This is a genomic window from Nioella ostreopsis (genome assembly GCF_004000255.1).
Classification (GTDB): domain Bacteria; phylum Pseudomonadota; class Alphaproteobacteria; order Rhodobacterales; family Rhodobacteraceae; genus Nioella; species Nioella ostreopsis.
Genome location: NZ_RCIQ01000009.1, coordinates 123,602 through 149,695 on the forward strand (window position 1 = coordinate 123,602; position 26,094 = coordinate 149,695).

Sequence of the window (26,094 nt, forward strand, 5' to 3'; positions counted from 1 at the left end):
AAGCATTTTCCAACTGTTCTTGGGGCAATCATAGCAAGCATGCGTCTAGCCTTTCATTTTGCCGCTTTGGGGGCCTTTGCGCTTGCCGCCGTGCTCAGCCTGTTCATGGCCGTTTTCGGGGCGCGTCAGATCGAGCAGCAATCGGTGCAGGCGGTCAATTTCGCCATGCGCGAAGACGGGCTCGACTGGGTCGAAATCGGGGCCGACGGCCTGCGCGTGCTGATGGCGGGAACCGCCCCTGACGAGGCCGCCCGCTTTCACGCCTTGCGCCGCGCCGCCGAGATCGTGGATACCGACCGCATCATCGACAACATGGACGTGCTGGACCCCGAAGGGATCGAACCGCCACGCTTTTCGCTGGAAATGCTGCGCAACGATGACGGGGTGTCGCTGATCGGGCTGGTGCCGACCGCCGATGGCGATGACAGCCTGACCACGGGGATCAACGAACTGGCCGATGGCCTGCACGTGGCCAACATGGTCGAAACCGCCGCTTTCCCGGTGCCCGCCGGATGGGCGCCCGCCCTGCGCTTCGGCCTGCTGGCACTGGCGGAACTGCCACGCGCAAAGGTCTCCGTCTATGACGGGCAGGTGGTGGTCGAAGCGGTGGCCGACAGCCGCCAGCAGCGCGACCAGTGGCAACGCTTTCTGGAAGAAAATCGCCCCTCTTCGGTCCAGCTGGTGCTGGATATCTCGGCCCCCCGCCCGGTGATCACGCCGTTTACCTTGCGCTATGTCCAATCCTCCGGCGGCGGCCGGTTCGAGTCCTGTTCCGCTGGCACCGAAGAGAGCCGCGACCGCATCCTGACCGCTGCGCGCAATGCCGGGCTGACCGGGCAGGACAGTTGCCGCATCGGGCTTGGCGTGCCGTCGCCCAACTGGGCCACCGCCGCCGAGATGGCGATTGCCGCGGTCAGCCGGTTCGAGGATGCGACAGTGACCTTCTCGGATGCAGATATCACGCTCATCGTGGCGCAGGGCACCCCGTCGGAGCTTTTCGACGAGGTGATCGGAGAACTGGACGCCGCCCTGCCGGAGGTCTTTTCGCTGCACGCAGTGCTGCCCGATCCGCCCCCCGAGGAAGAAGCCGAAGACGGCCTGCCAACCTTCACGGCCACCCGCAGCCCCGAGGGCTATGTGCAACTGCGTGGCCGCCTGCCCGATGAGCGGATCACAGAGGCCGTACAAGCCTATGCCACCGCACTTTTTGGCCGCCAGAACACCTATGTCGCAACCCGTATCGACGAAGACCTGCCGGGCGGCTGGACCCTGCGGGTGATGGCCGGGCTGGAGGCGATGGCACAGCTGCATAACGGGGCCGTCGTGGTCGAGCCCGACACCGTGCGCATCCGGGGCAATTCCGGCAGCGAAAGCACCACCTCTGACCTGAGCCAGCTGATGAGCGAGCTTCTGGGGGCTGCCGAAGGGTTCGAGATCGACGTGACCTATGTGGCCAGCCTCGACCCGCAGACCGGGCTACTGACGCCGCAACAATGCCTCGACCGGATCAACACGATTCTCAATCAGCGCAAGATCACCTTCGATCCCGGGTCTGTCGAGATCAACGAGGAGACCGGGCGCATTCTGGACGATCTGGCCGAGATCCTGCCCGACTGTTCCCATGTGGATATGGAAATCGGCGGCCATACCGACAGTCAGGGCCGCGAGGAAATGAACCTGCGGCTGAGCCAGGGCCGCGCTGACGCGGTGCTGAACGGGTTGCTGGCACGCCGGGTGCTGACCGCGAACCTGACCGCGCAGGGCTATGGCGAGACGCGGCCCATTGCCGACAATGACACCGAGGACGGGCGGGAGACCAACCGGCGGATCGAATTCCTGCTGGCCACAGACATCGCCGAACGCGACGCGCGCGAGGCCGCAGAGGCGCGTGCGCAGCTGCTGGCCGATGCCCCCCGGCCCGTCATGCGCCCCGATAACCTAGTGCCCGCAGCGGCCGAGGAGGACACCGAATGAACCGCACAGAATTCATCGTGGTGATCGCGATCATCCTCTTTGTGGCCTTCGCGCTCGGCTGGTTCGCCAATTGGCTGGTGCACCGCCTGACGCGAGTATCGGGTGTCGATATGAACGAGTTGGAGGAAATGGCAAAGGCCCTGCATGACGCGGAAGAAACCCGCGACCAGGCGATTTCCTACCTGCAGCACCGCGAGGCGGAGCTGACCAACCAGATCACCCAGACAGAGGCAGAGTTGCGGGCGGCCATGGAAGGCCTGCGCGAGGCCCGGCAGGAAGCCGAAGAACTGCGCATTCACATGGAGCAGCAGAACCAGGGTTAGGCTGTTTCGCCGACTGCGTCGTCGACCCGGGAACGGCCCTTCTCAGGCCCCTTTGGGGCCCTCGTCGGGCCGTGTTGCCACGGGATATCGGACGGGCCCGCGCCACGATCACTCTTTCTGTACGAGCGGAAAGGTTTGGATGCCTCCGGCGGGAGTATTTTGGCCAAGAAGAAGCGGGGAGTTCACGATTTCTTAGGGGAAGTGTGCTTCTGTATTGTCCAAGCGCTTGCCGGGTGACGCCGGTTTCCGGATCACGAGGGGATTTTCGGGCCTTTGCCGAAGACAGCCCCAAAAGGGCCAAGGCAGGCCGGTTCCATGCCCATTGCCCCGCATTTCTGCGGCGCCGCAGTCCTTTCGAAAACAGACGATCAGTTGACGAGCCTATTGCTGCTGCCAGCGCGTGAGGGCGTCTTCATCCTCGTCGCGGGCCGCGACCCATGCCGCGCCCTCGCCCGTGATTTCCTTCTTCCAGAACGGCGCACGGGATTTCAGGTAGTCCATCAGAAACTCCGCCGCCGCAAAGGCATCGGCCCGGTGGCGGGCGGCGGTGGCAACCATCATGATCGTCTCGCCCTGGCCCATGCGCCCGTAGCGGTGCAGGATGAAGGCATCGGCCAGCTGCCAGCGGGTCATCGCCTCCTCCGCGATCTTCTCGAGCGCCTTTTCGGTCATACCCGGGTAGTGCTCGATCTCCATCGCATCCAGATCGCCCGTCGCCACATCGCGCACGATGCCGGAGAAGCTGACCACCGCGCCCGCATTCGCCTGCCGCGCGGCAAAGCGGTTGAGCCTCTCGCCCATGTCGAAGGGATCAGACTGAACGATGATCTCGGGCATCTCAGCCCCCGGTCATGGGTGGAAAGAAGGCCACTTCCTTGGCGCCTGCAATCGGCGCGTCCAGATCGACCAGATCCTGATCCACCGCCGCGCGGATGGCCTTGAGGTCGGAAAAGGCGAAGGCATAGCCCTCGTCGCGCGCTTTCAGCTCCTCAATCAGCTCGGCCACGGTCGTGGCCCCGGTTTCGACAGTTTCATGCCCGGTGCCAACGCGTTCGCGCAGCCAGGCGAAATAGCGCAGTTCAATCATGGGGGTCCTCCCGCAGATGCGGCATCGCCTTGGCGAGGTAGTCCACCCCTGTCACAACCGTCAGTGCCGCCGCAAGCCACAGCAGGATGAGACCGCCATAATAGGCGCGGTTGGCCCATTGGCTGAGGGCGACAAGGTTGAATTCATCCTCGACCTCTCCCGCAAAGATCTGGGCGACGATCTCGGGCGACATGCCGATCACGTTCATGCCGAAATGATGCTCGAAAACCCCGTAGGAAAACAGCACCGCGATGGCCACCATCTGCACGGTGGTTTTCCACTTGGCCAGTTTCGTCACGCTGAGCGTTCCGGCCTTGTTGCCAAGGAATTCGCGCAGGCCCGAGACGAAGACCTCTCGGAACAGGATCGCGGCGACGGGCAGGATCAGCAGCGGCTGGAAGCCAAAGAGCCCCATCAGCGTGGCCAATGCGATGATCACCATCGCCTTGTCGGCAATCGGGTCAAGCATGGCGCCAAAGCGGCTGTGCTGTTTCCACAGCCGCGCCAGATAGCCGTCGAGCCAGTCGGTCAGGGCCGCCGTCACGAAGAGGATCAGGGCAACCCAATCGGCAAAGGGGCGCGGCAGGATCAGGAAGATGATCGCAACGCCGGGGGCCGCGGCAAGCCGCGCGACTGTCAGGATATTTGGCAAGGTCCATCGCATGGGCAAGCATTAGCGCGGTTGCGGGGGCTGGACCAGCCCCGGCGGCAACGCCCCGCGCGATTTTGCGCGCACGGGCTCAGCCCTTTTCGTGGAAGTAGTCGTAGATCGTTTCTGCCAGCGCACCCGAGATGCCGTCCACCGCCTTGAGATCGGCCAGATCGGCGCGGGCCACGGCCTTGGCGCTGCCGAAATGGGCCAGAAGCGCACGTTTGCGGGTGGCGCCGACGCCGGGCACGTCATCGAGGGGCGTGGCCCCGATGGCCTTGGCGCGCTTGGCGCGGTGCGTGCCGATGGCGAAGCGGTGCGCCTCATCGCGCAGACGCTGGACGAAATAGAGCACCGGGTCATTGCGTTTCAGCGCAAAGGCGGGTTTGCCGGGGCGATAGAACTCTTCCTTGCCCGCATCGCGGTCGATCCCCTTGGCGACGCCAATGAAGGGCACGTCATCAATGCCCAGTTCTGCGAGGATTTCCGCCACCGCGCTCACCTGCCCCGCGCCGCCGTCGATCAGCAGCAGGTCGGGCCAGGCGTCGCTTTCGCGGTCGGGGTCTTCCTTCAGCAGGCGCTTGAAGCGGCGGTTCAGCACCTCTTTCATCATGCCGAAATCGTCGCCGGGCGTCAGGCCGTCGCCCTTGATGTTAAACTTGCGGTACTGACTTTTCAGGAAACCCTCGCGCCCTGCCACGATCATACCACCCACGGCGTTGGTGCCCTGAATGTGAGAGTTGTCGTAGACCTCGATCCGCTCCGGCGGGTTTGCCAGTTCAAAGGCCTCTGCCATACCGGATAGCAGCTTTCCTTGCGTGGCGGCCTCGCTCATCTTGCGGGCGAGGCTTTCGCGGGCGTTCCGTGCGGCGAAGGACACAAGCTCCGCCTTTTCGCCCCTCAGCGGCACCAGCAATTCCACCTTGCGCCCGCGCTTGTCGGACAGGGCCTCTGCCATCAGGTCGGCGTTTTCGATGGGATGCGACAGCAGGATTTGCCTCGGCGGCTCCTTCTCGTCGTAGAACTGGCCCAGGAAGGCCTCCAGCACCTCGGCCTCTTCCGCGCCGGACCCGGTGCGCGGGTAGAAATCGCGGTTGCCCCAGTTCTGGTTCGCGCGGATGAAGAAGACCTGAACGCAGGCCTGCCCGCCTTCCATGTGCAGCGCCACCACATCGGCCTCGGCCACGCCGCGCGGGTTGATGCCCTGCACACCCTGCACCACGGTCAGCGCGCGGATGCGGTCGCGCAGGGCCGCAGCGCGTTCGAATTCCATCGCATCGGAGGCCGCCTGCATGTCGCGCGCCAGCGCCTCCTGGATGTGGCCGCCATTGCCGGACAGGAAGCGTTCCGCGTCCTTCACCGACTGCGCGTAGTCATCCGCCGAGATCAGGCCGACACAGGGGCCGCTGCACCGCTTGATCTGATAGAGCAGGCAGGGTCGGGTTCGGCTGTCGAAGGTGGCGTCGGAGCAGTTCCTCAGCAGGAAGACCTTTTGCAGCTGATTGAGCGTCCGGTTCACCGCGTCGGCGCTGGCGAAGGGGCCGTAGTAATTGCCCTTCTCCTTCTTCGCGCCGCGATGCTTCTTGATCTGCGGAAACCGGTGCGACCGGCTGACGAGGATGTTGGGGAAGCTCTTGTCGTCGCGCAGCAGCACGTTGTAGCGCGGCTTCAACTGCTTGATCAGGTTCTGTTCCAGCAGAAGCGCCTCGGTTTCCGTGCGCGTGGTCAGGAACATCATCTCGGTCGTTTCGCGGATCATCCGGGCGATCCGCGCGCTGTGGCCGGTGGGCTTGGCATAGTTCGCCACGCGCTTTTTCAGGTTCCGCGCCTTGCCCACGTATAGCACCCGCGCCTGCCCGTCGAGCATGCGGTACACCCCCGGCGAGCCATCAATGAGCTTCAGGTAGGAGGCGATCAATTCGTGGCCGGTAAGCGGCGTATCGGGGGGCGTTTCAGACATCGTGATCCAGTTGAATCGATTCCATTGTCGGCTGCAACGATCCGGGGCCATGTTCAAGGAAAACCTTGTCCACGGTTTCTGTGGATAACCTTAGGGATAAGATGTTGGGATCGGTGATTTTTCCTTGTATTTGGCAGGGTTCATCGAATTGCCTAATTTTTAGGCACTCTTTTAAGTGCATGAAAACAAATGTTATTTTTCTTTCCACAGGGTCATTAAGGAAGCATGTCATAAAAGGGTCACGCGCCTGTTACCGCAGCGTTAACGGTGGAAAACTGCGGTGGCTCTGCCGAAAAGGTTGGGTTTCGGGCTATTCCACGCCGAGGATATCAGGGGTCTGCCAGGCCAGGTGCTGGCCACCATCGACACAGATCAGCTGACCGGTAACCGCCCGCGCGGTCAGGAAATAATTCAGCGCCTGAACAATGCCCTCCGCATCCGCCCCGCGTCCCAGCACCGTCCCCTTGCGCTGGCGGGCGAAATGATCTTGCGACTGGCGTGCACCGATCATCGTCGGTCCCGGCCCGATGGCATTGACGCGCACATGCGGGGCCAGCGCCTGCGCGGCGGTGCGGGTGAAGGCCCATAGCCCCATCTTGGCGATGGTGTAGCTCATGAATTCCGGCGTCAGCTTCTGCACCCGTTGATCAACCATGTTGACCACCAGCCCCCGCGCCTGCGGTTCGCCGTTTTCATCGGCCTCGGCGGGCGGCATCTGCGCGGCCAGCGCCTGTGTCAGCACCACCGGCGCGCGCAGGTTCGATTCCATGTGCCTGTCCCAGCTGGTCCGGCTCATCGACTGGATGTTGTCATACTCGAAGACCGAGGCGTTGTTGACCAGCACGGTGACCGGCTGGCCCAGGGCCTCGACCGCGCGTGGCAGCAGCGACTGGGTCGCGTCCTCATCCAGCAGGTCGGCCTGAAGGGTCACCGCGCGGCGCCCAAGCGCGCGAATGGCGTTTGCGGTGTCTTCGGCCTCGGCGGCCGACCCTGCGTAGTGCACGGCCACGTCATGGCCCGCCTCTGCCAGCGCCAATGCCATGGCCCGGCCAAGCCGTTTCGCGCCACCTGTCACGAGTGCGGTCATCCTTGCCCTCCGTTCAGCTCAGGACACTGATCACATAGATGAGGTACAGCGCGGTGAAAACCACCCCCACGACGCGGCCAAAAATCCAACGGAAATACACGAACGGGATCAGCAGCAACGAGGCGGCCAGCATTATCCACAGATCGAAGGTCAGGATTTCCGCGTCGACCGGGATCGGCCCCACAAGAGATGCCACGCCGATGATTCCAAGCAGGTTGAAGATGTTCGACCCGATCACATTTCCAAGCGCCACTTCGGCATGACGGCGAAGGGCCGCCATGACGGTTGTGGCCAGTTCCGGCAGCGAGGTGCCGACGGCCACGAGGGTCAACCCGATGGCGGTTTCGCTGACACCGAAACTGCGCGCGATCACCACCGAGCTATCCACCAGCAGATCGGCGCCAAGCGGCAGGCCCAGAAGGCCAAGCAGCAGGAAGACGATGATCTGCCACCAGGGCATGTCCGGGTCGGCGCCTTCCACATCCTCCAGATCTTCTAATGCGGCGGCAGCGGCGCTGTCGCGTTTGTGGGAACGCGCTGTCCACGCGGCTTCACCCAGCATCAGCGTCAGACCCGCCAACAGGATCAGCCCGTGCCACCATGTGAACGGACCGGCGAAGGCCAGCCCGATGAAAGCCAGGGTCGCAACCATCATGATCACGAAATTGCGGCGCGTGTCGCATTGGCTGGTATCCAGTCCCGACATCAGCGCCGGAATGCCCAGAACCAGCAGGATATTGGCGGTGTTCGATCCCACCACATTGCCAAGCGCCAGCCCCGGCACGCCGTCCAGAATGGCGCTAATCGAGATCAGAAGCTCGGGCGCCGAGGTGCCGAAGGCCACGATGGTCAGACTGACGATAAGCGCCGGGATGCCGAGGCGCAGGCTTAGGTTCACCGCGCCCCTGACCAGCGTATCCCCCGCGAGAAGCAGGATCACGAGGCCAAGCCCCGCCAGAAGGAATTCGGTGATCAGCACTTAGCCGCGCCCCTCGTTGCAATTGCGGCAGGGCCCGCCCGTCACGTTGATCTGCCCGCAGGTGGGGCAGGTGCGGGGCCGGGGCAGGCTGCCCTTCTTGCGCCGTCCAGAGATTCGCCGCGCCCCGCCCGGCCAGCGCAGACGCCCGAACATGGCCAGAACCGCCATGCCCACGAGGAAGAATGTTGCGATCTTGACCAGCATGTCAGAGCCCGTACCGCGCCCAGGTGGCGCGATCCTCGACCTGGCCCAGGGCCTCTGCCGTCAGGCTGGCGCCAAAGCGCTGAAAGAGGCCGCGCTTGGGGCCGTGAACGGCAAAGCGGGTCTTGTCGCCGTAGATCTCTTTCATCTTGGGCACCAGATGGGCGATGCCATCGGCCAGCCCCAGATCGACGGCGCGCTGCCCCACCCAGAATTCGCCGGTGAAGATATCGGCATCCTCGGCCAGGCGGTCGCCCCGGCGCGCTTTCACATGGGCGATGAAGCTGTCGTGAATCTGCGCCTGAAGCCCTTTCAGCCGGGCAATATCCTCGTCCCGTTCAGGGCGGAACGGGTCCAGCATCGACTTGTCCTTGCCCGCCGTATGGACGCGCCGTTCGATGCCGTGGCGGGTGATAAACTCATGCAGGCCGAAACTGGCCGAGATCACCCCGATCGACCCGGCGATGGAGCTGTCATCGAGCCAGATGTGATCCGCCGCACAGGCCAGCCAGTAGCCGCCCGAGGCTGCCACATCCTCGACAAAGGCGTGAACGGGCAACTCCTTCTCCTCGGCCAGCCTGCGGATGCGCGCGGCGATCAGCGAGGATTGCGCGGGCGAGCCGCCGGGCGAATTGATCACCAGCGCCACCGCCTTGGGCTTTCCCTTGGCAAAGGCCTTCTCGATGGCGGGGGCCATGGCCATGTCGTTCAGCACCCCGGCCCGGCTGCCGCTGGCAATGGGTCCGGTCAGCCGGATGACGGCGACAAGGGGGTCGGATGACATGAAGGGGATGAAACGTTTCATACAGGCCCATGTAGCCATGCCCCCGCCACCCGGCAAGAGCGGCCCTCGCGGAATGCCGGGTCTGTGACCGCCCCGCCTCAGAAACCCTCGCCTGATCTTCTACTGCGCCGTCCAGCCGCCATCGACGGGGATCGCGGTGCCGGTGACGTTATGGGCCATCGGATCGCAGAGCCACAGCGCCAGACGCCCGATCTCGGACGGATCGGAGGTGCGGCGCGTGGGTTGCTTTTCGGCCAGCAAGTCGGCGATGGCCGCATCCCTGTCGCCACCGATGATCTGGGCACGGGCCTCGATCTGCGGCACGATAAGCGCGGTTTCGGTCCATCCGGGGCAGATGCAGTTCACCGTCACGCCGCCCGAGGTTTTGCTGCCCGCCGTCGCATATTCCAGCGCCGCCACTTTCGACAGGCCAATGATCCCGTGCTTGGCCGCCACATAGGGCGCCTTGTGGACCGAGCCGATGAGCCCTTGGACCGAGGCGATATTGACCACCCGGCCAAAGCCGCGATCCGCCATGACGGGAAGGGCGTGCTGCATGGTGTGGAAAGCCGCCGACAGGTTCACCGCGATGATCGCATTCCAGCTGGCGCGTGGCATGTCGGCAATCGGCGCGGGGTGCTGGATGCCGGCGTTGTTGACGAGGATATCGGCCCCGCCCCAATCGGACACCGCCGCCATCAGCGCATCAATTTCCTCGGGCTGCATCAGATCACCGGGGAAGAAGCGAACATCGCCCGCGCCCGCCGCCCGCAAAGCCGCGCTCGCCTGCTCGATCTCGGCTTCCTGCGCGATCCCGTGCAGGGCGATCCTTGCACCAGCACTTGCCAGCGCCTCGGCGATCGCAAAGCCGATCCCCTGCACCGATCCGGTGACCAGTGCCGTCTTTCCCGAAAGATCCGTCATCTGTCATTCTCCAGCAATTTGCGCAGCTCGGTCTTCAGAACCTTGCCGTAATTGTTCTTGGGCAGCGTCTTGACGCGGCGATAGTGTTTCGGTCGTTTGAACCGGGCGATGTTGTCGAGACAGAGCTGATCCAGCTCCTCTGGCCGCGCCTGTCCGACATAGAAGGCCACCACCTCCTCGCCCCATTCGGAATGCGGTTTGCCGACGACGGAGGCCTCTGACACGGCGTCGTGCATCAGCAGCACTTCCTCCACTTCACGCGGGTAGATGTTGGACCCGCCGGAAATGATCATGTCCTTGGACCGGTCCTGCATGGTGACGTAGCCATCTGCATCCATGAAGCCCATGTCGCCGGTCATCAGCCAGCCGTTCAGCAGCGTCTTGGCCGTGGCCTCCGGGTTCTGCCAATAGCCGGGCATGACGGTGTCGCCCTTGACCATGATCTCGCCGTGTTCACCGGGGGGCAGTGGGTTGCCCTCGGCGTCGCCAATCCGCACCTCGACCGCCGATTGCGCGCGGCCGACAGAGGCCAGCCTTTCGCGCCAACGGGGGTGGCTGCGGTCGGTCACGTCGTGGCGGGACAGGGCGGTGATCCCCATCGGGCATTCGCCCTGCCCGTAGACCTGCAAGAAGACCGGGCCGAAATGATCCACCGCCTCGACGATATCGGCCAGGTACATCGGCCCGCCCGCATAGACGACGCTGCGCAACCCCTCGCCGGTTTCACCGGTCGCCTTTGCGATCTCGGTCATGCGTTTGACCATGGTGGGGGCGGCGAACATGTGGATGCGGGTGTGATGTTTGGCGAGCGCGAAGATCTCGGCCTCATCGAAGCCGCCCGACGGCGGGAAGACATGGCGCGCACCGGCGCGCACATGCATCAGGTTGTAGATCCCTGCCCCGTGAGACAGCGGCGCAGCATAGAGCGCGGCGTCTTCAGGGCTGACCGGATCGGCATCGACCTCATAACACAGCGCCATGGAGATCAGCATCCGGTGGGTGATCATCACCCCCTTGGGCCGCCCGGTGGTGCCGGAGGTATAGAAGAGCCAGGCCAGATCGTCCGGGCTGCGGTCCTGCGGGGGGATCGGGGTGTTGGCATAGATGATGTCCATGCCGGTTCCGATATCGACGATCTCACCCGCCGCCTCGGCATCGCGCAAATCCCCGGCCATGCCGGGCGAGGCGAATGTCAGTTTGGTGCCGGAATCGCCGATGATCCACGCGGCCTCTCGCCCGTGCAGCTTGGCGTTGATCGGCACCACCGCCGCGCCTGCATACCACGCGCCATATTGCACGATCAGGTAATCGGGCACGTTCTTCATGAACAGCGCCACCCGGTCGCCGGGACCGATACCCTTTGCAGAAAGCCAGCCCGCCACGGCGGCGGCCTTCGCATGGAAGCTGCCATAATCTTCTACAAGATCAGTGCCGAGATACATCGCGGGCCGGTCGGGGCTGACCTGAGCCATGCGGTGAAGCCAAAAGGAGATGTTCATCAGGCGCGCTCCGCCTCCAGAATGGTGCAGTAATTGGCGACGCCAGAGCCGCCCATATTGAACACCATACCCAAAGACGCGCCGTCTTGCTGCATGTCTTCTGCGGTGCCCGTTACCTGCCGTGACACCAGCACATGCATGGACACGCCCGTGGCCCCCACCGGGTGCCCCTTGGCCTTCAGCCCGCCCGACAGGTTCACCGGCAGTCGCCCGTTGCGCATCACCGCGCCCTCGCGCAGCAGGGTCTCGCCCTGACCGGGGGTGGCCAGCCCCATGGCCTCGTAGATCATCAGCTCGGCGATGGTGAAGCAGTCATGCACCTCGGCCACGTGCAGATCGTCGAGCGTCACGCCACCGGCCAGAAACGCCCGGCGAAACGCCTCTCGCGGGCCTTCGAACGCCGACAGATCACGGCGTGACATGGGCAGGAAATCGTTGACTTGTTCCGCCGCCCGCAAGCGCACGGCGCGGGGCATGGTCTTGGCCACATCGTCAGCCACCAGCACGATGGCCGCCGCCCCGTCGGACACCAGCGAGCAATCGGACATCTTCAGGGGTGCCGCGATCATCGGGTTGCGCTCACTTTCCGTCGCGCAGAATTCCACCGGCAGTTCCTTGTGCAGTTGCGCCAGCGGGTTCGCCATGGCGTTGGCGTGGTTCTTGGCGGCGATCATCGCCAGCGCCTCGGTCTTGTTGCCGTATTTCTCGAAATAGGCCCGTGCGAAGCCTGCGAAGACGGCAGGGAAAGACAGGCCCGCCTCTTCCTTCTGATAAGCGGCATGGCCAAGCGCGGCAGCAACATCGCGGGTGGGCAGATGGGTCATCTTCTCGACGCCCAGGACCAGCGCCACCTTCGCCTCACCCGCCAGGATCGCGTTGCGCGCGGCAAAGACGGCGGCAGAACCCGACGCGCAGGCGTTTTCCAGCCGGGTCGCGGGGGTGAAGCGCATGGCGGGGTCAATCGAGAGGGCCATGGAGGCAGGGAAACCATCAGGCACCATGCCGCCGTTGAAATGGCCCATCCAGATGCCGTCCACCTCGCCGGGCGCAATGCCCGCATGGGCCAGCGCCTCTCGCCCTGCTTCTACTATAAGATCTTCGACCCCCTGCCCTTCGAGCTTGCCGAATTTCGTGTGACCCCAACCGACGATATGAACCATTCCCGGTCCCTCCCAATGATGCTGGCGGCAGGATGCGCCTGCGCGTGGCACCGGGCAATTCCGTAGAACTACGGGGGGCATCACGGGGTATCCCAAAAGCCACGCAATCGCGCTAAGCTTACAGCCATGGACCCGCACGCCCTTGCCTTTATTCACGCCCCGCTTGGCCTTGTCCTGCTGGAAAACCGGGTGATCCGGGCCGCCAATCTGCGCTTTGCCGAGATTTTCGCCGGTCCGGTAGAGGGGTTCGAGGGCATGGATATGGCGCGGCTCTATCCGTCTGCTGAGGACTACCAGAGGATCGGCGCACGCGGTCTGGCGGCGATGCGTGAAAGCGGCACCTATGATGACGAGCGGATCATGCAGCGCCTGAGCGGAGAGCTCTTCTGGTGTCGGGGGCGGGGCCGGTCATTGACGCCCGACGACCCGTTCGCGCGCGGCGTCTGGTCGTTTTCGGATCTGTCCGAGGCGCGGCCCGTGGTGCAGCTGACCCCCCGCGAACGGGATGTGGCGATGCTGACCGGGCAGGGCCTGACCTCCAAGGAAATCGGGCGCAAGCTGGACCTGTCCTACCGGACCGTCGAACAGCATCGCGCCCGGCTGCTCAAGAAATTCGACGCCCGCAACATCGCGGAACTGGTGGCGCGGTTTTCGGGGATGCCGTTCTAGGCGAAGCAGACGGACACCGCCCCGAACCCCCCGTAATCCGCATGAATCGCTGTGCCCGGCGGGCATTCGACCGGGGCCACGAAAGAGCCTGCCAGAACCACTTGGCCCGCCTCCAGATGCTGACCGTACTGGCCCATGCGGTCGGATAGCCAGACGATGCCCATGACGGGATCGTTCAGCACGGCGGCACCAAGCCCGGTGGCTACCACCTGATCGTTCTTCGTCAGGATCGCACCGACCCAACGAAGGTCGAAATCCTCAGGCGCGTGGCGCTGCGGCCCCAGAACGATGCCGCCATTGGCGGCGTTATCGGCCACGGTGTCGAAGATCTTGCGCGGCTGGCCTGTCGCAGGATCGGCGCGCTGAATGCGGGTGTCGAGAATCTCGATGGCGGGGGCCACATAGTCGGTCGCGGCCAGCACCTCTTCGCGGGTCACGGGGCCTTTGAGCGGCCCTTTCAGCACGAAGGCAATCTCCGCCTCGATCCTTGGCTGGATGAACCGCCCGGCGGGCACGGTGCTGCCATCGGCGAAATCCATGTCGTCGTAGATGACACCGCTATCGGGCGTGTCGATGCCAAGCGCGTCCTGCATGACCTTCGAGGTCAGGCCGATTTTCCAGCCGATAATCCTGCGCCCTTCAGCCAGCTTGCGGGCCATCTGGGCGGATTGGATCGCATAGGCATCGTCCAGCGTGATCCCCGGATGGCGCAGGGACAACAGGCCGATCTGACGGCGATCCGCCTCGGCCTGTAAAAGATCCTGCGCCGCCTGATCCACCTCGGCCCGCGTCAGCATCCTTCGTCCTCCACCCCGTTGCGCAGAATGCCGATGCCTTCGGCCTCCACCTCGATCACATCGCCGGGTTGCAGCCAGATCGGCGGATCGAACCGCGCGCCTGCGCCGGTGGGGGTGCCGCAGACGATGACATCGCCGGGGACCAGCGTGGTAAAGGTCGAGACGTAGTTCACGATATAGCGGAAATCATAGAGCATCCGGCTGGTGCGATCCTGCTGCCGGACCTCGCCATTCACGCGGGTGGTGAGCGCGATATCATCGAGTTGCGACGCATCCCGGAACGGCACCAGCCACGGCCCCATGGCGCCGGAGCGGTCCCAGTTCTTGCCCTGCGTGACGTTGAATTTCGCATGGCGCACCCAATCGCGGATGGTGCCTTCGTTGCAGAGCGTCAGGGCGGCGATGTGGTCATAGGCCTCTTCGCGCGGGATGCGGCGGCCGCCCTTGCCGATGACGATGGTCACCTCGCCCTCGTAATCCAGCTGCGGCGATTCCGGCGGGCGGATCAGGTTCTGCCCGTGGCCCACGAAGCTGCGCGGGAAACGAATGAACATGGACGGCTTGCCTGGCGCGGCCTGCCCGTCCTTGTATTCGGCATTCCGGTCGGGGAAGTTCACACCGATGCAGATGATCTTTTCTGGATGCGCCACCGGGATCAGGTAGGAGATGTCCCGGTCCTGATGGGTCGGGGCCTGCCCCTCTGCCGCGGCGATGACCTCTTCCAGTGCGCCGGCCTCCACAATAGCCTGAAGCGTGGCGAAGCGGGTGCCGAATTGCGGGGTCATGTCGATGACGCCGGCATCGGTCACCACGCCATAACGGTCTGCGCCATCGGCATGGAAAGCGGCGATACGGGCGGGATTCTGGGTCATGTCGGGCACCTCTCAGGGGGCGATGATGGGCTGGGAGGTCAGATCGCTGTCAACCAGAGCGGCGCCATCAAAAACCGATCCAAGCTCAAACCAGCTGCGCGGCGCGGGAGCACCCCAAAGTGTCTGGCGCTGCGGGTCCTTGAGGTCCCATTTGATCGGTTCGTGATCGGGGTCGATGGTCTGGTAGTCGGAACAATAGATCTCGGTCCGGTGCCCGTCCTTGTCACGGATATAAAGGAAGAAGGCGTTTGAAATCCCATGCCGCCCCGGCCCGCGTTCGATGTTGTCCAGATAGCCGGTGGTCGACATCAGATCGAGCAGGTCGATGATGTTGAGCGGCGTCGGCACCCAGAAGGCCACGTGATGCAGCCGGGGCCCGGTGCCGTTTGTGAAGGCGATGTCATGCACACCCCCCTTGCGATGCATCCACGCCGCCCAGGTCCGGCCCGTCTCGGCGTCTTCGGTGTATTCCGTGACGCGAAACCCGATGTCACTATAGAAGGCCACGCTCTCATCCACATTCGATGAGAACAGGTTGAAATGGTCGATGCGGAGCGGCCTCACACCCCGGTAGAGCCTGTATTGCTGGTGGATCGGCGGCAGCCTGTCCATCTGCGCGTAGAATTCCAGTGGCACCCCGAACGGATCGCGCGTGGCCAGCACCCGACCCATGAAGGGACGGTCGATCCAGGCGACAGGCAGATCGCGGGCGGCGAACCAGTGGGCGGCCTTGTCGAGATCCTCGTCGCTCCAGAGCTTGAAGCCCAGACTGCCGACAGACCCGGCCTCGGCCCGGCGCAGGATCAGGCAGTGATGGCCGCGTTCCTCCATTGCCCGCAGGTAGATCGCATCAGCATCCTCGTGCGTGACTTGCAGCCCGAGCGTGTCCACATAAAACCCGCGTGCCCAGTCCAGATCGGTCACGCGCAACTCCACATGGCTGAGACGAACAATATTGAATGGCGGCGACAGGTTGGGGGCAGGAATTGGCATCGTATCCTCCGATCACGCCTACGACCATGCACGGGCTGAAGCAGCTTGTATAGTTGCTTTGTTAAGCTTTTAAAGGGCAGCCTGTCAACTGCCCGCTTTTTCCGCCGACAAGCGCGGCGCGCCGGACAACGCGGATATCGACGTCACAAACCCAAAAAGCGCCCGCAAGGACTATCCCGCGGGCGCGTTCCCTTGCGCTATATCAGCCATGTGGACGGGCCGTGCCAGCCAGTGTCAGTCCGCGCGGGTTGCCGCCCAGATCATGCCCCGGCGCAGGATCTCGGTCACTTGCGGCACTTTCAGGTCGTTCAGCTCGTGCCCGATGGAACAGTAGAATACCCGGCCCTTGTCCCAACGGCGTTTCCAGACCACGGGGATGACGGTGCCTTCGATCCACCACAGGTGATCGCCGCTGAAGGTGGTCGTGGCCAGCACCTCGTTGGAGGGATCGACAAGCATGTAGTATTGCTCTGACCGCAGGCGGAAACTCTTGATCCCCTGCACCAGCGGGTCGGCGGGTTTGCAGATGGTCACGTCGTAGTCGATGTAATCCTCGGCCGGTTGCAGGTTGTCGGGCCAGCCAGGCGGATGGGCCACGAACTGCCCGCCGATGAGGAAATGATAGGTGGGGCGGTCGCGGAAGGCATCGCCCATATGGCCGTGCCAACCGGCAATGCCCCTGCCCTCGGAGATGAGCTTTAGCAGCCCGTCCTCCTGCGGCTTGGTCATGTTGCCGAACTCTTCCTTGTGGCCGGACCGGGCCGAGGACCAGATCGGCACGATCAGGTCGACATCGGCCAGTTTCTCGGGCGTGGCCAGCGGGTCCAGCGTGTCGTAGACGTCGACTTCGAACCCGTTGTCTTCCAGCAGCGCCTTGCACCAGTCGCTGAAATCCGTGGGGGCGTGGCCTTCCCAGCCACCGGCGAAAAGCGCGGCTTTCATGTCTGTTTTCCTCGCATGTAGTTCAGGATTGCGGCCATGTCGCGCGCGTCATAGCCCGCGCCCGCCGCCTCGGTCAGGATGTCCAGCGTCACCTTTGATTGCGGCAGGGGAACGCCCAGTTTGCCCGCCAGGTCCGCCGTGACCCGCATGTCCTTCTGCGCCAGCGCGACGGTGAAGGTGACATCATGGGCGGCCTCGTCGAGATAGAGCGGCTTGCGGTAGGTCAGCATCGGCGCGCAGGCGGCGCTGGCCTCGATCGCCTCAAACGCCGCCTCGGTGGGGATGCCCGTGGCCTCGGCCAGCGTCATTGCCTCCGCAAATGTCTGGTTGATGCCGTGGATCAGCATGTTGACAGCGAGCTTCATGACAGCGCCCGCGCCTGTGCGGCCAAGGCAGATCGTCCGTTTGCCCATCACGTCGAAGAGCGGCTGGATGGGGGCCAGCATGTCTTGGGAACAGCCCGCCATGATCAGCAATTGCGCGTCCTGCGCGGCCTGCGTGGCACCGGATACGGGCGCGTCGATCACGTGGCGCCCTGCGGGGGCCTTTGCCGCCAGATCGGCAATGTGATCGGGGCTCATCGTCCCCATTTCGACGAAATTCGTGGCGCGCGACCCGGCGAACAGGCCCTCCGGTCCGAAATGGACCGCCTCGGAGGAGGCATCGTCGGCCAGCATGGTCACGACGATATCGGCAGCATCTGCCAACGCCCGGGGAGAGTCGGCGCTGACAGAGCCGGTGGCCGCCGCGAGGTCGCGCGCCTTGTCGGGGTTGCGGTTCCAGAGGATCACCTCATATCCCGCGCCCGCAAGGTTTGCGGCCATGCGGACCCCCATTCTGCCGAGGCCGGCAAATCCGACCTTCATCTCAGGCGACCTTCCCGCCTTCGATCCCGGAGATCGCCTGAATCAGATTGTCCTCGGTCACTTCCTCCGACGTGAAGGTGCGGATGATCCGCCCCATATACATCGCCACGATCCGGTCCGAGACGTGCAGAACCTCGGGCATTTCGGAGCTGACGACGATGACGGCATAGCCCTGCGCAGCCAGTTCGCGGATCAAGTTGTGGATCTCGGACTTGGAGCCCACGTCGATGCCGCGCGTCGGTTCGTCCACAATCAGCACGTTGGGATGCATGGACAGCCATTTGCCGATGACGATCTTCTGCTGGTTGCCACCCGACAGGTTGCCGACCGTTTGTCTCCAGCCGGGGGTGCGGATATCGAGCTTGTCGCGGTATTGATCGAAGATCGCCACCTCGGCGCCGTCGGACACGAATGGCCCCGCCGTGAGATCCCCGACCTGCGGCAAGGTCATGTTGTCCCGGCAATTCATGCCAAGCACCAGACCCTGCCCCTTGCGGTCCTCGGGAACCAGGGAGATGCCGCGCGCAATGGCATCGGCTGGCGACTGGATGGTCACTTCCTCACCATTCATCAGGATGGTGCCCGCCGACGGGTTACGCAGGCCAAAGAGCGTTTCGGCAATCTCGGTGCGGCCCGCACCGACAAGCCCATAGAAGCCGACAACCTCGCCCCGGCGCACCTCGAAACTGACATCATGATACAGGTTGCCACAGCTCAGCCCGCGCACCTCGATGGCCACTTCGCCCAATTCGTGATGGCTTTCGTTGCGGCTGAGGTCGAGCTTTCGCCCGATCATCATCTGGGTCACGCCTTCCTCGTCGGTGTCTGCGGTGTTGACGGTTCCCTGATACTGACCGTCGCGCAGAACGCTGATCCGGTCGGTGATCTTGAAGATCTCTTCCATCCGGTGAGAGATATAGGCGATGCCGACACCCTGCGATTGCAGATCGGCGATCACTTCGAACAGCACCACCTTTTCCGCGTCGGTCAGGGATGCGGTCGGTTCGTCGAAGATCACCGCCTTTGCATCCACGGTCAGGGCGCGGGCAATCTCGACCATCTGCTGATTGGCAATCGAAAGGCTGCCGACACGGGTCTTCGCGTTGAAACCGACATTGAGCTTCTTGAGGATCTTGTTGGTGTTGGCCTCAAGCTGTGCCCAGTCCACCAGTCCGAACCGCTTTCGCGGCAATTCGCCAAGATAGATGTTTTCGGCGACGCTGAGTTCCGTTGCGAGGCTGAGTTCCTGGTGAATGAAGACGATGCCCTTCGCCTTGGCCTCCAGCGGGCCGGACATGACCACCGGCTGTTCATCGACGATGATCTGGCCTTCGTCGGGCTGGTATATGCCGCCAAGCACCTTCATCAGCGTGGATTTCCCGGCACCGTTTTCGCCCATCAGGGCATGAACCTCGCCCGGAAGCAGGGTCAGGGAAACGCCGTCGAGGGCACGAACACCGGGAAAGGTCTTTACGATGCCTTCCAATCGCAGGACGGGGGTTTTCTCGGTCATACCTTCAACTCCTCTTTGCCTTTCACGTTCAGCTGCCGATCAAGGAACAGCACCGCGATAAGGATAAGGCCGATCACAAGGTTCACGGTCGCGGTGTCGGCACCGATATGGCCAAGCCCCTTACGCAGAAGCTGGATGGCGATGACGCCACCGAAAGTGCCCACGATGGACCCCGCCCCGCCGATCAGCTTGGTGCCACCAAGCACCACAGCGGTGATGGCCCACAGCTCGAACAGCATCCCGTCATTCGGATTGACCGAGCCGCTTCCGGAATAGAAGGTCACCGCCGACAGCGCCGCGAGAAAGCCGATCAGCACGAAGTTGATCAGCATGTGCGGCCCCACCCGGATCGCGGCATTGACCGCCGCCTCGCGGTTGTTGCCGACGGCGTAGGCGTTGCGCCCATGCACGGTGCGGGTCATCACGAACCAGACGATCAGGGCTACCGCAAGGAAGACAAGCGCCGGAGTTTCGACCCCGAACAGATCCCATTCCGCGATGTCGACCATCGTCCAGTTCAGGTGATAGGTCGGGTTCTCGCCATTATACATGAAGACAAGGCCCCGGTAGCCGAGCATCGAGCCAAGCGTCACGATGAAGGCGTCGACCCCCGTCTTCCACACAATGATGCCGTTGATCAGGCCAAGAACCGCCCCGGTCAGCAGGGCGAACAGCCATGCCAGCGGGATCGCCCAATCGCCCAGGGACTCCATGAACGGCCAGGACATCGAATCGAGCATGACAATGGCGCACAGCGCATAGGTCGCCCCGACGCTCAGGTCGATATTGCCGTTGATCATGATCACCGTCATGCCGACCGCGATGATCCCGATTGGTGCCGATTGCTTGAGCAGCAGCAGCATGTTGTCGAGGTCCATGAAGGCCCGTTCGGACAGCGACCAGAATTCACCGGCGATCTGGAAGAAGATCAGCTCCAGCACGATGAAGCCCCAGATGGCGCCGTTCTTGATGAGGTTGGACATGTTATCGCTTTTCATCTGTCTGTCCCCTCACGCGATCGCTGACCAGAGCTTGCCGCGCTTGGTGGCAATATCGAGCCACACGGCAAGGATGATGATGACCCAGGTCACGACGAACTGGACGTAGAATTGAAGCCCCGCCAGAAGCAGGCCATTCTGGATGAAGCCAAGGATCAAGACACCGATCACGGTCTTGAACACGGTGCCGGACCCGCCAAGCAAGGAAGCGCCCCCAAGGATGACGGCGGCCAGAACCTCCAGCTCCATCCCCTGCCCCACGGTGTTCTGCGCGCCCATGGTGCGGCTGGCCTGGATCAGGCCTGCCGTGGCCACGCAGAAGGACGAGATCAGGTAGGTGAAGAACACGACCCTTGCCCGTGGAATGCCGGAGAAGGTCGCCGCCGTACCGTTGCCGCCCACGGCATAGACCTTTCGGCCGAAGGGCGTCTTGGCAAGAAGGATCGCCAGCACCGCTGCCAGCAACCCGAAGATCAGAACCGGGATTGGAATGCCAAGCGCGGTGCCGCGCCCGAAGACGCCGAACCAGGTGGCGTCCTGGTTGGCGATGTCCATGTTCTGCCCGCCTGACCAAGTCAGGGTCAGCCCATGGATGGCAGAGAGCATTCCCAGTGTAACGATCAGCGAGTTGAGCCTGAGATACCCCACGAGAAAGCCGATCAGCGCCCCGATGGCCATGGTCATGGCGAACATGACGGGGATCGCCAGAAAGGGGCCGAAGGCGGGGTTTTCGTGCAGGTCCAGAACAACGATGGCCGAGAACGACATCAGCGACCCCACCGAGAGGTCAAGGTTGCCGCCGATCACCACGAAGGTCACGCCAAGCGCCATGACCCCGAGGATCGCCGAGGACCGGATCACGCCGAACACATTGTCGATATCAATAAAGCGCGGATTCCAAAGCGAGAATCCGACCATGAAAAGCACGAAGGCCACCAAGATGCCCTGTCGGGCCAGAAAGCGGCCTACCGCGTCCAGGTTCTTCTCTGCCATTTTCTCTCCTCCCGAACAGCGCGCGAATCGCGCGGCACTGTCATTTCCCTGGTCCTCTGGCCGCCCGCCCCGCTCTCGGGGGTCGGTCAGACCAGCGTCATTCCTCCGTCGATCATCACGATCTGGCCGGTCATGTAGTCACTGTCCTTCGCCGCCAGGAAGGTCGTCGTGCCGGTGATATCCTCGGGTCTGGCGACGCGGCCTTTCAGAATCTCGGCCGAAAACTCCTCCATCGCCTGCCCTGGACGCTCGGCCGCGCCGATCTCCATCAGGTCCTGATCGACCTGATCCCACATCTCGGTGGCAACCACACCCGGCGCAAAACCGGTGACGGTGATATTGTGCTTGGCCAGATCACGCGCGCCTGATTGCGTCAGCGACACCACGGCCCATTTCGAGGCGCAATAGGGCGCCACGTTGTCAAATCCCTGCCGACTGGCAATCGAGGCGGTGTTGATGATCTTGCCGCCGGTTCCCTGCGCAATCATCTGCCGCGCGGCCTCCTGCATTCCGATCAGGCATCCCAGCCCGTTGATGTCCATGATGAATTTCCAGTTGTCTTCGGTCACATCGAGAAAATTCATCGGCTTGTTGACGCCGGCATTGTTGAACTTGACGTCCAGCTTGCCAAAAGCCTCAACCGTTTTGGCAATCATGCTGCGGACCTGTTCCCGGTCGGTGACGTTCACCGCCGCGGAAATGACGCGACCGCCGCCTGCTCTGGCGCGGTCTTCGTTGGCGGCCGCGACCGTGGCGACCTTGTCTGCATTGATGTCAGCAAAACACACATCGGCGCCTTCGTCCAGCAACGCCTCTGCTATGGCGCGGCCAATGCCCTGTGCAGCGCCTGTCACGATGCAGGCACGCCCCGAGACTCGTCCCATGACGCCCTCCCCCGGTCTGTCGTTGTTCTTGTTTGGCAGTCAAAGTGGCACGGGGCCGGACATGTTCGGTCCGGCCCCGGCCTGTCAGTGGATCAGAAGACCGGACGGTCGAACTCGTCCATGTTGTCCTGCGTGATCTTCGGCGTGTCGAAGTAGTTCAGGAAGGGCACTTCCTCGCCGTTCAGGATGGCGATCGCGGTGGCCAGTGCGGCCTCTGCGTCGTCAACCGGCGACTGGTAGATCGAGCCCCAGTATTCACCGCGACCCATGGCGTCGTAGCCCACGGCAAAGTTGGTGGCGCCGACGAAGGTGATGCCTTCGGCACGGCCCGCTGCAATCGCTGCGTTCAGGGCGCCCACGCCCATGTTGTCATCGCCCGAGTAGACGCCGTCGATGTCGTCATACTGCACGAGGAACGCTTCCATCACGCGCTGCGAGTCTTCGCGGTTCCAGTTGCCCGGCTGGGTTTCGACCAGCGTGACGTTCGGGCAGACCTCGGGCAGGCGATCCTCGAAGCCCTGCGCCCGCTCGATAGCGGTGGTGTAGCCGGGCTGACCGGAGATCTGCACGACGCGTGCTTCGTTCTCGATGCCGAGCTCGATGAAGCGGTCACACATGATTTCGGCAGACCGCGAGCCCTGGGTGATGTTGTCGGGGCCGGAGAAGGAGGAGACGAAGTCGAACCCTTCTTCCGCGATGTTGGAATTGGTCACGATCACCGGAATGCCGGCCTGATACGCTTCGCGCACGGCGGGGATCACGGCCTGACCGTTGGTCGGCCAGATGATGATCGCGTCGACTTCCTGCTGGACGAGGTCCTGCATCTGGGCGATCTGGCGGGACACGTCACCGCCCGCGTCAAGCACGACAACCTCGACATTGGGATTTGCTTCTGCTGCGGCGATGAACGCCTCTTCATAGGTCGTCTGATAGCTGTCGACGCCCACGTTGTTCTGAGTGATGCCGATTGTGAAGGTGCCGCCGTGGGCGTCTGCAGACGCTGCGCTTGCGAGAGCGATGCCCGCCAGCGCGGTGGTGCCTGCGATCATGGCCTTGGTGCGAATGTTCATCCTGGTTCCTCCCTTAGATGAAATCAATTCTCGTTGTGCCCGGCAGCCCGTCCAGAGGGAATCACCCTCGGGCCGCCGAATGACGCATTGGTCGCGTTTTTTGGCTTTCTGATCCGCATTGGATTTGTTCGTTTTGAACATTTTCTTGTTCAAAACGGATATCTGTGCTGTTCTTGCGACCTTCCCAATCCGTCAAAAGCAACTGAGGCGAGACATGCGACAGCCGAATCCCCCCGTGGGCAGACCCGCAGCACATATATCCGAAGACGACAGGGACATGAAAAATATTCAAAACGAATATTTACTAGGTGGCAGTCCGGTAACCCCCGGCAAGCCGCCCTATGTCTCGTCGGATATGTTGCAGGTCATTGATCTGATAGAGGATTTTTCCTCCGAGATCGAGTCCATGCTGGATGTCGCTTCGCCCAATCCGCATCTCAACATGGCGCTTCACCTTGTGAAGAACCACCTCGAAGGCCGGATCAGCACCACGTCCTCGGTGATCGCGGCCTCTGCCGTGCCTTACGCCACCGCGCGGCGCAAACTGGCGGAACTGCAAGAGGCCGGGCTGATCGAAACCCGCCCGCGCACCAAGACCGGCAAGAGCTTCTCTCTCCATCCCAGTGCCCTGCTGTTGCAGAACTGGGGGCAATTGGCGGACCGGCTGCTGCGCATGGCGAAGAAGCATGTGGGCGAAGCGGGCAGCTCCCGGTCCGAGGCGGAATACTATTTCGGCGGCACCTATCAGATCGGTCGCTCGATCCAGCCGCCCAAGATCCTGCCAGAGCCGCTTTCGCTGAGCGGCGGCCTGCGCATTCTGGTCCATGGCGATCCCACCTTCATGGTGATGGAAAGCCTCAAGCGTCAGTTCGAGCAGGTCGTCGGCACCAAGATCAGCCAGCGGGCCTTTTCCATCGACCGGCTGCATGAAGAGGCGTTGCGCAACGGCGAACGCCCGGCCAGCCGCTATGACATCATCGCCGTGGACCTGCCCTGGATCGGTGAGTTCGTGTCAAAGGGCCTGCTGACGCCGCTGACCGACGTGCTGGATGTCGACTCTCTCGATCCGGGCGACTTCCATACTGCCGGCTGGCAAGCGGCGCATTGGGCGGGCCAGCCCTATGGCGTGCCAAGCCAGACCACACCCGAGCTGATGTTCTACCGCAAGGACTGGTTCGCCGAGGCCGGGCTGGAGCCACCGCGGACCACAGGCGCCGTGCTCGAGGCCGCAAAGACCTTTCACAAGCCGAGAAAGAGCCGCTACGGCATCGCATGGAACGCCGCGCGCGGGACCGCGCTTGGTCACACATTCATGATGACCTGCGCCGATTTCGGCCAGCCGATCCTCAACCTTGGGGAAATCGCGGGGGGCTTTGACGCGGGCCACCTCGACAGCGACGACCTGATGCCGACCATCGACACGCCGCGTGCGCTGGAGGCGGCCGAGTACCTGATGGCGCTGCTGGAGTTTTCGCCGCCCGATATCCTGTCGATGTCGTGGTATGAACGCGTCCGCCCCTATGCGGCAGGCAAGATCGCCATGGCCTACGGTTATACCCTGCTGGCCCCTTATTTCGAGCTGGACGAGAAATCGCCCGCCAATGGCAACACCGGCTATCTGCCGCACCCCGCAGGACCATCCGGCAGTCCGATCGCACCGGTGGGAGGCTATGTTCTGTGCATTCCGTCGAACCTGCCGGACGACCGCAAGCGCGAAGCAGCCAAGGCGCTTGTCGCCTTCACCTCGCCCGAAGCCCAGAAACTGTACATCCAGCATGGCAGCCGTACTGCGCCCCGCTATTCGGTCGGCGCCGATCCCGAGGTGCGCCAGCTGTCGCCCATCTTCGAGGCCGTCGATGCCATGTCCTGGCATGACGAACTGCAATTCTGGCCCCGCCCGCCGATCCCGCAGATCAACCAGTTGATCGCGATCTGCGGGGAGGAGCTTCACGACATGCTGCGGGGTGTCTCAACCCCGCGCGAGACCCTGGCCCGGGCTCAGACCCGCGCCGAACAGGTCATGCGACAACACAGGGATTAGAGGAGGAACCCCAATGGACCCCAATCGACTGAACGGAAAGAATATCCTGATCACAGGCGCGGCACGCGGCATGGGCGCGGCCAATGCCGAGGCCTACGCGGCACAAGGCGCGAATGTGTGCCTCGGGGACCTGGATCTCGACGAGGCCCAGACCGTGGCCGATCGCATCAATGCGGCGGGCAATGGCAAGGCGATTGCGGTCAAGATGGACGTGACCAAGCGCGAAGACAATGCCGCCGCTGTCGCCGCGACCGTCGAGGCCTTTGGCAGCATCAACGTGGCGCTGTTCAACGCGGGCCTCAACAAGCCCCGGTTCTTCATGGATATCGATGAAGACAACTGGGACATGATCATGAACGTCAACACCAAGGCAATGTGGCTGGGCATGCAGGAAGCTGCCCGCCAGATGATCGCCCAGGGTCCGATGGAAGATCACCCCTACAAGATCATCAACGTGGGCAGTATCGCCTCGCGCAAGCCGCTGGTGGATGTGACCGTCTACTGTACGTCCAAGTATGGCTGCCTTGCGCTGACCGAATGCGGTGCATTGGGTCTGGCCGAGCACAACATCACCGTGAACGGCTATGCGCCGGGCGTGGTTGTGACGCCGCTTTGGGAACAGCTCGACAAAGACCTTGTCGAAATCGGGTTCAAGGAACGCGCGGGCCAGGCCTATGACGACATCGTCGAGAACAACCTTGTGATCAAGCGCGTCTCCTACCCCAAGGACATCATTGGCACCGCGTCGTTCCTCGCGTCCGACGACAGCGACTACATGACCGGCCAGATGATCTCGATCGATGGTGGCTGGGTCACGAAATAGGCCCGC

At 63.2% G+C, this 26,094-nt stretch carries 26 protein-coding genes; 5 read left to right on the forward strand and 21 right to left on the reverse strand.

Annotated features, from left to right (window positions below):
• The first annotated feature begins 39 nt into the window (after positions 1 to 39).
• Complete coding sequence (locus EP237_RS11455; RefSeq protein WP_127561024.1) at positions 40 to 1,974, forward strand: OmpA family protein; 1,935 nt, start codon at positions 40 to 42, stop codon at positions 1,972 to 1,974.
• Positions 1,971 to 2,297 carry a hypothetical protein gene (locus tag EP237_RS11460; protein ID WP_127561025.1) on the forward strand — a complete coding sequence of 109 codons (327 nt, stop codon included), beginning with the start codon at positions 1,971 to 1,973 and terminating at the stop codon, positions 2,295 to 2,297. Before EP237_RS11455 ends, EP237_RS11460 begins: the two co-directional genes overlap by 4 nt.
• A gap of 381 nt (positions 2,298 to 2,678) precedes the next feature.
• On the opposite strand, the gene EP237_RS11465 is transcribed toward EP237_RS11460, so the two are convergent.
• The 11 genes from EP237_RS11465 to EP237_RS11515 all read right to left on the reverse strand — a co-directional run bounded on the left by EP237_RS11465 (position 2,679) and on the right by EP237_RS11515 (position 12,627).
• Positions 2,679 to 3,134, reverse strand: coding sequence for a molybdenum cofactor biosynthesis protein MoaE (locus EP237_RS11465; RefSeq protein WP_127561026.1), 456 nt, complete (start codon positions 3,132 to 3,134; stop codon positions 2,679 to 2,681).
• A 1-nt stretch (position 3,135) separates the two neighbouring features.
• A complete protein-coding gene (gene moaD, locus EP237_RS11470; protein ID WP_127561027.1) occupies positions 3,136 to 3,384 on the reverse strand; it encodes a molybdopterin converting factor subunit 1 in 249 nt (82 codons plus the stop codon).
• A complete protein-coding gene (gene pgsA / locus EP237_RS11475; RefSeq protein WP_127561028.1) occupies positions 3,377 to 4,048 on the reverse strand; it encodes a CDP-diacylglycerol--glycerol-3-phosphate 3-phosphatidyltransferase in 672 nt (223 codons plus the stop codon). The genes moaD and pgsA overlap by 8 nt, the downstream gene beginning before the upstream one ends.
• A 76-nt stretch (positions 4,049 to 4,124) precedes the next feature.
• The gene (gene uvrC, locus EP237_RS11480; protein WP_127561029.1) at positions 4,125 to 5,993 is read right to left on the reverse strand and encodes an excinuclease ABC subunit UvrC; all 1,869 of its coding nucleotides are present in this window, start codon (positions 5,991 to 5,993) and stop codon (positions 4,125 to 4,127) included.
• A 310-nt stretch (positions 5,994 to 6,303) separates the two neighbouring features.
• Entirely contained in the window at positions 6,304 to 7,080 is a 777-nt protein-coding gene (locus tag EP237_RS11485) for an SDR family oxidoreductase (RefSeq protein WP_127561030.1), read from the reverse strand.
• A gap of 13 nt (positions 7,081 to 7,093) precedes the next feature.
• Positions 7,094 to 8,053 (reverse strand): calcium/sodium antiporter, encoded by a 960-nt coding sequence (locus tag EP237_RS11490; protein WP_127561069.1) that lies wholly within the window; start codon positions 8,051 to 8,053, stop codon positions 7,094 to 7,096.
• Between the two features lie 6 nt (positions 8,054 to 8,059).
• Complete coding sequence (locus EP237_RS11495; RefSeq protein ID WP_127561031.1) at positions 8,060 to 8,263, reverse strand: hypothetical protein; 204 nt, start codon at positions 8,261 to 8,263, stop codon at positions 8,060 to 8,062.
• A gap of 1 nt (position 8,264) precedes the next feature.
• Positions 8,265 to 9,065, reverse strand: coding sequence for a S49 family peptidase (locus tag EP237_RS11500; protein WP_127561032.1), 801 nt, complete (start codon positions 9,063 to 9,065; stop codon positions 8,265 to 8,267).
• Positions 9,066 to 9,164: 99 nt separating this feature from the next.
• The gene (locus tag EP237_RS11505; protein ID WP_127561033.1) at positions 9,165 to 9,968 is read right to left on the reverse strand and encodes a 3-hydroxybutyrate dehydrogenase; all 804 of its coding nucleotides are present in this window, start codon (positions 9,966 to 9,968) and stop codon (positions 9,165 to 9,167) included.
• Positions 9,965 to 11,467, reverse strand: a complete 1,503-nt coding sequence (locus tag EP237_RS11510) for a class I adenylate-forming enzyme family protein (RefSeq protein ID WP_127561034.1) — start codon at positions 11,465 to 11,467, stop codon at positions 9,965 to 9,967. The genes EP237_RS11505 and EP237_RS11510 overlap by 4 nt, the downstream gene beginning before the upstream one ends.
• Complete coding sequence (locus EP237_RS11515; RefSeq protein ID WP_127561035.1) at positions 11,467 to 12,627, reverse strand: acetyl-CoA acetyltransferase; 1,161 nt, start codon at positions 12,625 to 12,627, stop codon at positions 11,467 to 11,469. Before EP237_RS11515 ends, EP237_RS11510 begins: the two co-directional genes overlap by 1 nt.
• A gap of 126 nt (positions 12,628 to 12,753) precedes the next feature.
• Between EP237_RS11515 and EP237_RS11520 the strand changes: the two genes are divergently transcribed.
• Positions 12,754 to 13,296, forward strand: a complete 543-nt coding sequence (locus EP237_RS11520) for a PAS and helix-turn-helix domain-containing protein (RefSeq protein ID WP_127561036.1) — start codon at positions 12,754 to 12,756, stop codon at positions 13,294 to 13,296.
• Here EP237_RS11520 and hpaH read toward each other — a convergent pair.
• The 10 genes from hpaH to EP237_RS11570 form a co-directional block, all read right to left on the reverse strand.
• Entirely contained in the window at positions 13,293 to 14,093 is an 801-nt protein-coding gene (gene hpaH, locus EP237_RS11525) for a 2-oxo-hept-4-ene-1,7-dioate hydratase (RefSeq protein WP_127561037.1), read from the reverse strand. The two genes, EP237_RS11520 and hpaH, sit on opposite strands and share 4 nt — an antisense overlap.
• A complete protein-coding gene (locus EP237_RS11530) occupies positions 14,087 to 14,965 on the reverse strand; it encodes a fumarylacetoacetate hydrolase family protein (RefSeq protein ID WP_127561038.1) in 879 nt (292 codons plus the stop codon). The genes hpaH and EP237_RS11530 overlap by 7 nt, the downstream gene beginning before the upstream one ends.
• Positions 14,966 to 14,977: 12 nt before the next feature.
• Positions 14,978 to 15,958, reverse strand: coding sequence for a 3,4-dihydroxyphenylacetate 2,3-dioxygenase (gene hpaD / locus EP237_RS11535; RefSeq protein WP_127561039.1), 981 nt, complete (start codon positions 15,956 to 15,958; stop codon positions 14,978 to 14,980).
• A 234-nt stretch (positions 15,959 to 16,192) separates the two neighbouring features.
• Positions 16,193 to 16,900 carry a ThuA domain-containing protein gene (locus EP237_RS11540; RefSeq protein WP_127561040.1) on the reverse strand — a complete coding sequence of 236 codons (708 nt, stop codon included), beginning with the start codon at positions 16,898 to 16,900 and terminating at the stop codon, positions 16,193 to 16,195.
• On the reverse strand, positions 16,897 to 17,766 hold the full coding sequence (locus EP237_RS11545; RefSeq protein WP_127561041.1) for an NAD(P)-dependent oxidoreductase: 870 nt from the start codon (positions 17,764 to 17,766) through the stop codon (positions 16,897 to 16,899). Before EP237_RS11545 ends, EP237_RS11540 begins: the two co-directional genes overlap by 4 nt.
• Position 17,767: 1 nt before the next feature.
• Complete coding sequence (locus EP237_RS11550; RefSeq protein ID WP_127561042.1) at positions 17,768 to 19,279, reverse strand: sugar ABC transporter ATP-binding protein; 1,512 nt, start codon at positions 19,277 to 19,279, stop codon at positions 17,768 to 17,770.
• On the reverse strand, positions 19,276 to 20,277 hold the full coding sequence (locus EP237_RS11555; RefSeq protein ID WP_127561043.1) for an ABC transporter permease: 1,002 nt from the start codon (positions 20,275 to 20,277) through the stop codon (positions 19,276 to 19,278). The genes EP237_RS11550 and EP237_RS11555 overlap by 4 nt, the downstream gene beginning before the upstream one ends.
• Before the next feature lie 12 nt (positions 20,278 to 20,289).
• Positions 20,290 to 21,270 carry an ABC transporter permease gene (locus EP237_RS11560; RefSeq protein WP_127561044.1) on the reverse strand — a complete coding sequence of 327 codons (981 nt, stop codon included), beginning with the start codon at positions 21,268 to 21,270 and terminating at the stop codon, positions 20,290 to 20,292.
• Between the two features lie 86 nt (positions 21,271 to 21,356).
• Positions 21,357 to 22,154, reverse strand: coding sequence for an SDR family NAD(P)-dependent oxidoreductase (locus tag EP237_RS11565; protein WP_127561045.1), 798 nt, complete (start codon positions 22,152 to 22,154; stop codon positions 21,357 to 21,359).
• 92 nt (positions 22,155 to 22,246) lie between these two features.
• A complete protein-coding gene (locus EP237_RS11570) occupies positions 22,247 to 23,224 on the reverse strand; it encodes a sugar ABC transporter substrate-binding protein (protein ID WP_127561046.1) in 978 nt (325 codons plus the stop codon).
• Positions 23,225 to 23,501: 277 nt separating this feature from the next.
• Here EP237_RS11570 and EP237_RS11575 point away from each other — a divergent pair, with 277 nt between their 5' ends.
• Together EP237_RS11575 and EP237_RS11580 are read left to right on the forward strand one after the other, a co-directional pair.
• Positions 23,502 to 25,265 (forward strand): ABC transporter substrate-binding protein, encoded by a 1,764-nt coding sequence (locus EP237_RS11575; protein ID WP_127561047.1) that lies wholly within the window; start codon positions 23,502 to 23,504, stop codon positions 25,263 to 25,265.
• A 13-nt stretch (positions 25,266 to 25,278) separates the two neighbouring features.
• Positions 25,279 to 26,088: an SDR family NAD(P)-dependent oxidoreductase gene (locus EP237_RS11580; RefSeq protein WP_127561048.1), complete on the forward strand. Its 810-nt coding sequence runs from the start codon at positions 25,279 to 25,281 to the stop codon at positions 26,086 to 26,088.
• Positions 26,089 to 26,094: the final 6 nt, after the last annotated feature.

Excerpts from the sequence above, each read along its gene's own strand:
- pgsA (WP_127561028.1), bottom strand. The coding sequence starts at position 4,048 with ATGCGATGGACCTTGCCAAATATCCTGACAGTCGCGCGGCTTGCCGCG.
- EP237_RS11560 (WP_127561044.1), bottom strand. The coding sequence starts at position 21,270 with ATGGCAGAGAAGAACCTGGACGCGGTAGGCCGCTTTCTGGCCCGACAG.
- EP237_RS11580 (WP_127561048.1), top strand. The coding sequence starts at position 25,279 with ATGGACCCCAATCGACTGAACGGAAAGAATATCCTGATCACAGGCGCG.
- EP237_RS11575 (WP_127561047.1), top strand. The coding sequence starts at position 23,502 with ATGAAAAATATTCAAAACGAATATTTACTAGGTGGCAGTCCGGTAACC.
- EP237_RS11540 (WP_127561040.1), bottom strand. The coding sequence starts at position 16,900 with ATGAAAGCCGCGCTTTTCGCCGGTGGCTGGGAAGGCCACGCCCCCACG.
- EP237_RS11515 (WP_127561035.1), bottom strand. The coding sequence starts at position 12,627 with ATGGTTCATATCGTCGGTTGGGGTCACACGAAATTCGGCAAGCTCGAA.
- EP237_RS11550 (WP_127561042.1), bottom strand. The coding sequence starts at position 19,279 with ATGACCGAGAAAACCCCCGTCCTGCGATTGGAAGGCATCGTAAAGACC.
- hpaD (WP_127561039.1), bottom strand. The coding sequence starts at position 15,958 with ATGCCAATTCCTGCCCCCAACCTGTCGCCGCCATTCAATATTGTTCGT.
- EP237_RS11520 (WP_127561036.1), top strand. The coding sequence starts at position 12,754 with ATGGACCCGCACGCCCTTGCCTTTATTCACGCCCCGCTTGGCCTTGTC.
- EP237_RS11460 (WP_127561025.1), top strand. The coding sequence starts at position 1,971 with ATGAACCGCACAGAATTCATCGTGGTGATCGCGATCATCCTCTTTGTG.
- EP237_RS11465 (WP_127561026.1), bottom strand. The coding sequence starts at position 3,134 with ATGCCCGAGATCATCGTTCAGTCTGATCCCTTCGACATGGGCGAGAGG.
- EP237_RS11485 (WP_127561030.1), bottom strand. The coding sequence starts at position 7,080 with ATGACCGCACTCGTGACAGGTGGCGCGAAACGGCTTGGCCGGGCCATG.
- EP237_RS11565 (WP_127561045.1), bottom strand. The coding sequence starts at position 22,154 with ATGGGACGAGTCTCGGGGCGTGCCTGCATCGTGACAGGCGCTGCACAG.
- EP237_RS11545 (WP_127561041.1), bottom strand. The coding sequence starts at position 17,766 with ATGAAGGTCGGATTTGCCGGCCTCGGCAGAATGGGGGTCCGCATGGCC.
- hpaH (WP_127561037.1), bottom strand. The coding sequence starts at position 14,093 with ATGCTGACGCGGGCCGAGGTGGATCAGGCGGCGCAGGATCTTTTACAG.
- EP237_RS11495 (WP_127561031.1), bottom strand. The coding sequence starts at position 8,263 with ATGCTGGTCAAGATCGCAACATTCTTCCTCGTGGGCATGGCGGTTCTG.
- EP237_RS11505 (WP_127561033.1), bottom strand. The coding sequence starts at position 9,968 with ATGACGGATCTTTCGGGAAAGACGGCACTGGTCACCGGATCGGTGCAG.
- EP237_RS11570 (WP_127561046.1), bottom strand. The coding sequence starts at position 23,224 with ATGAACATTCGCACCAAGGCCATGATCGCAGGCACCACCGCGCTGGCG.
- moaD (WP_127561027.1), bottom strand. The coding sequence starts at position 3,384 with ATGATTGAACTGCGCTATTTCGCCTGGCTGCGCGAACGCGTTGGCACC.
- EP237_RS11530 (WP_127561038.1), bottom strand. The coding sequence starts at position 14,965 with ATGACCCAGAATCCCGCCCGTATCGCCGCTTTCCATGCCGATGGCGCA.
- uvrC (WP_127561029.1), bottom strand. The coding sequence starts at position 5,993 with ATGTCTGAAACGCCCCCCGATACGCCGCTTACCGGCCACGAATTGATC.
- EP237_RS11555 (WP_127561043.1), bottom strand. The coding sequence starts at position 20,277 with ATGAAAAGCGATAACATGTCCAACCTCATCAAGAACGGCGCCATCTGG.
- EP237_RS11455 (WP_127561024.1), top strand. The coding sequence starts at position 40 with ATGCGTCTAGCCTTTCATTTTGCCGCTTTGGGGGCCTTTGCGCTTGCC.
- EP237_RS11510 (WP_127561034.1), bottom strand. The coding sequence starts at position 11,467 with ATGAACATCTCCTTTTGGCTTCACCGCATGGCTCAGGTCAGCCCCGAC.
- EP237_RS11500 (WP_127561032.1), bottom strand. The coding sequence starts at position 9,065 with ATGAAACGTTTCATCCCCTTCATGTCATCCGACCCCCTTGTCGCCGTC.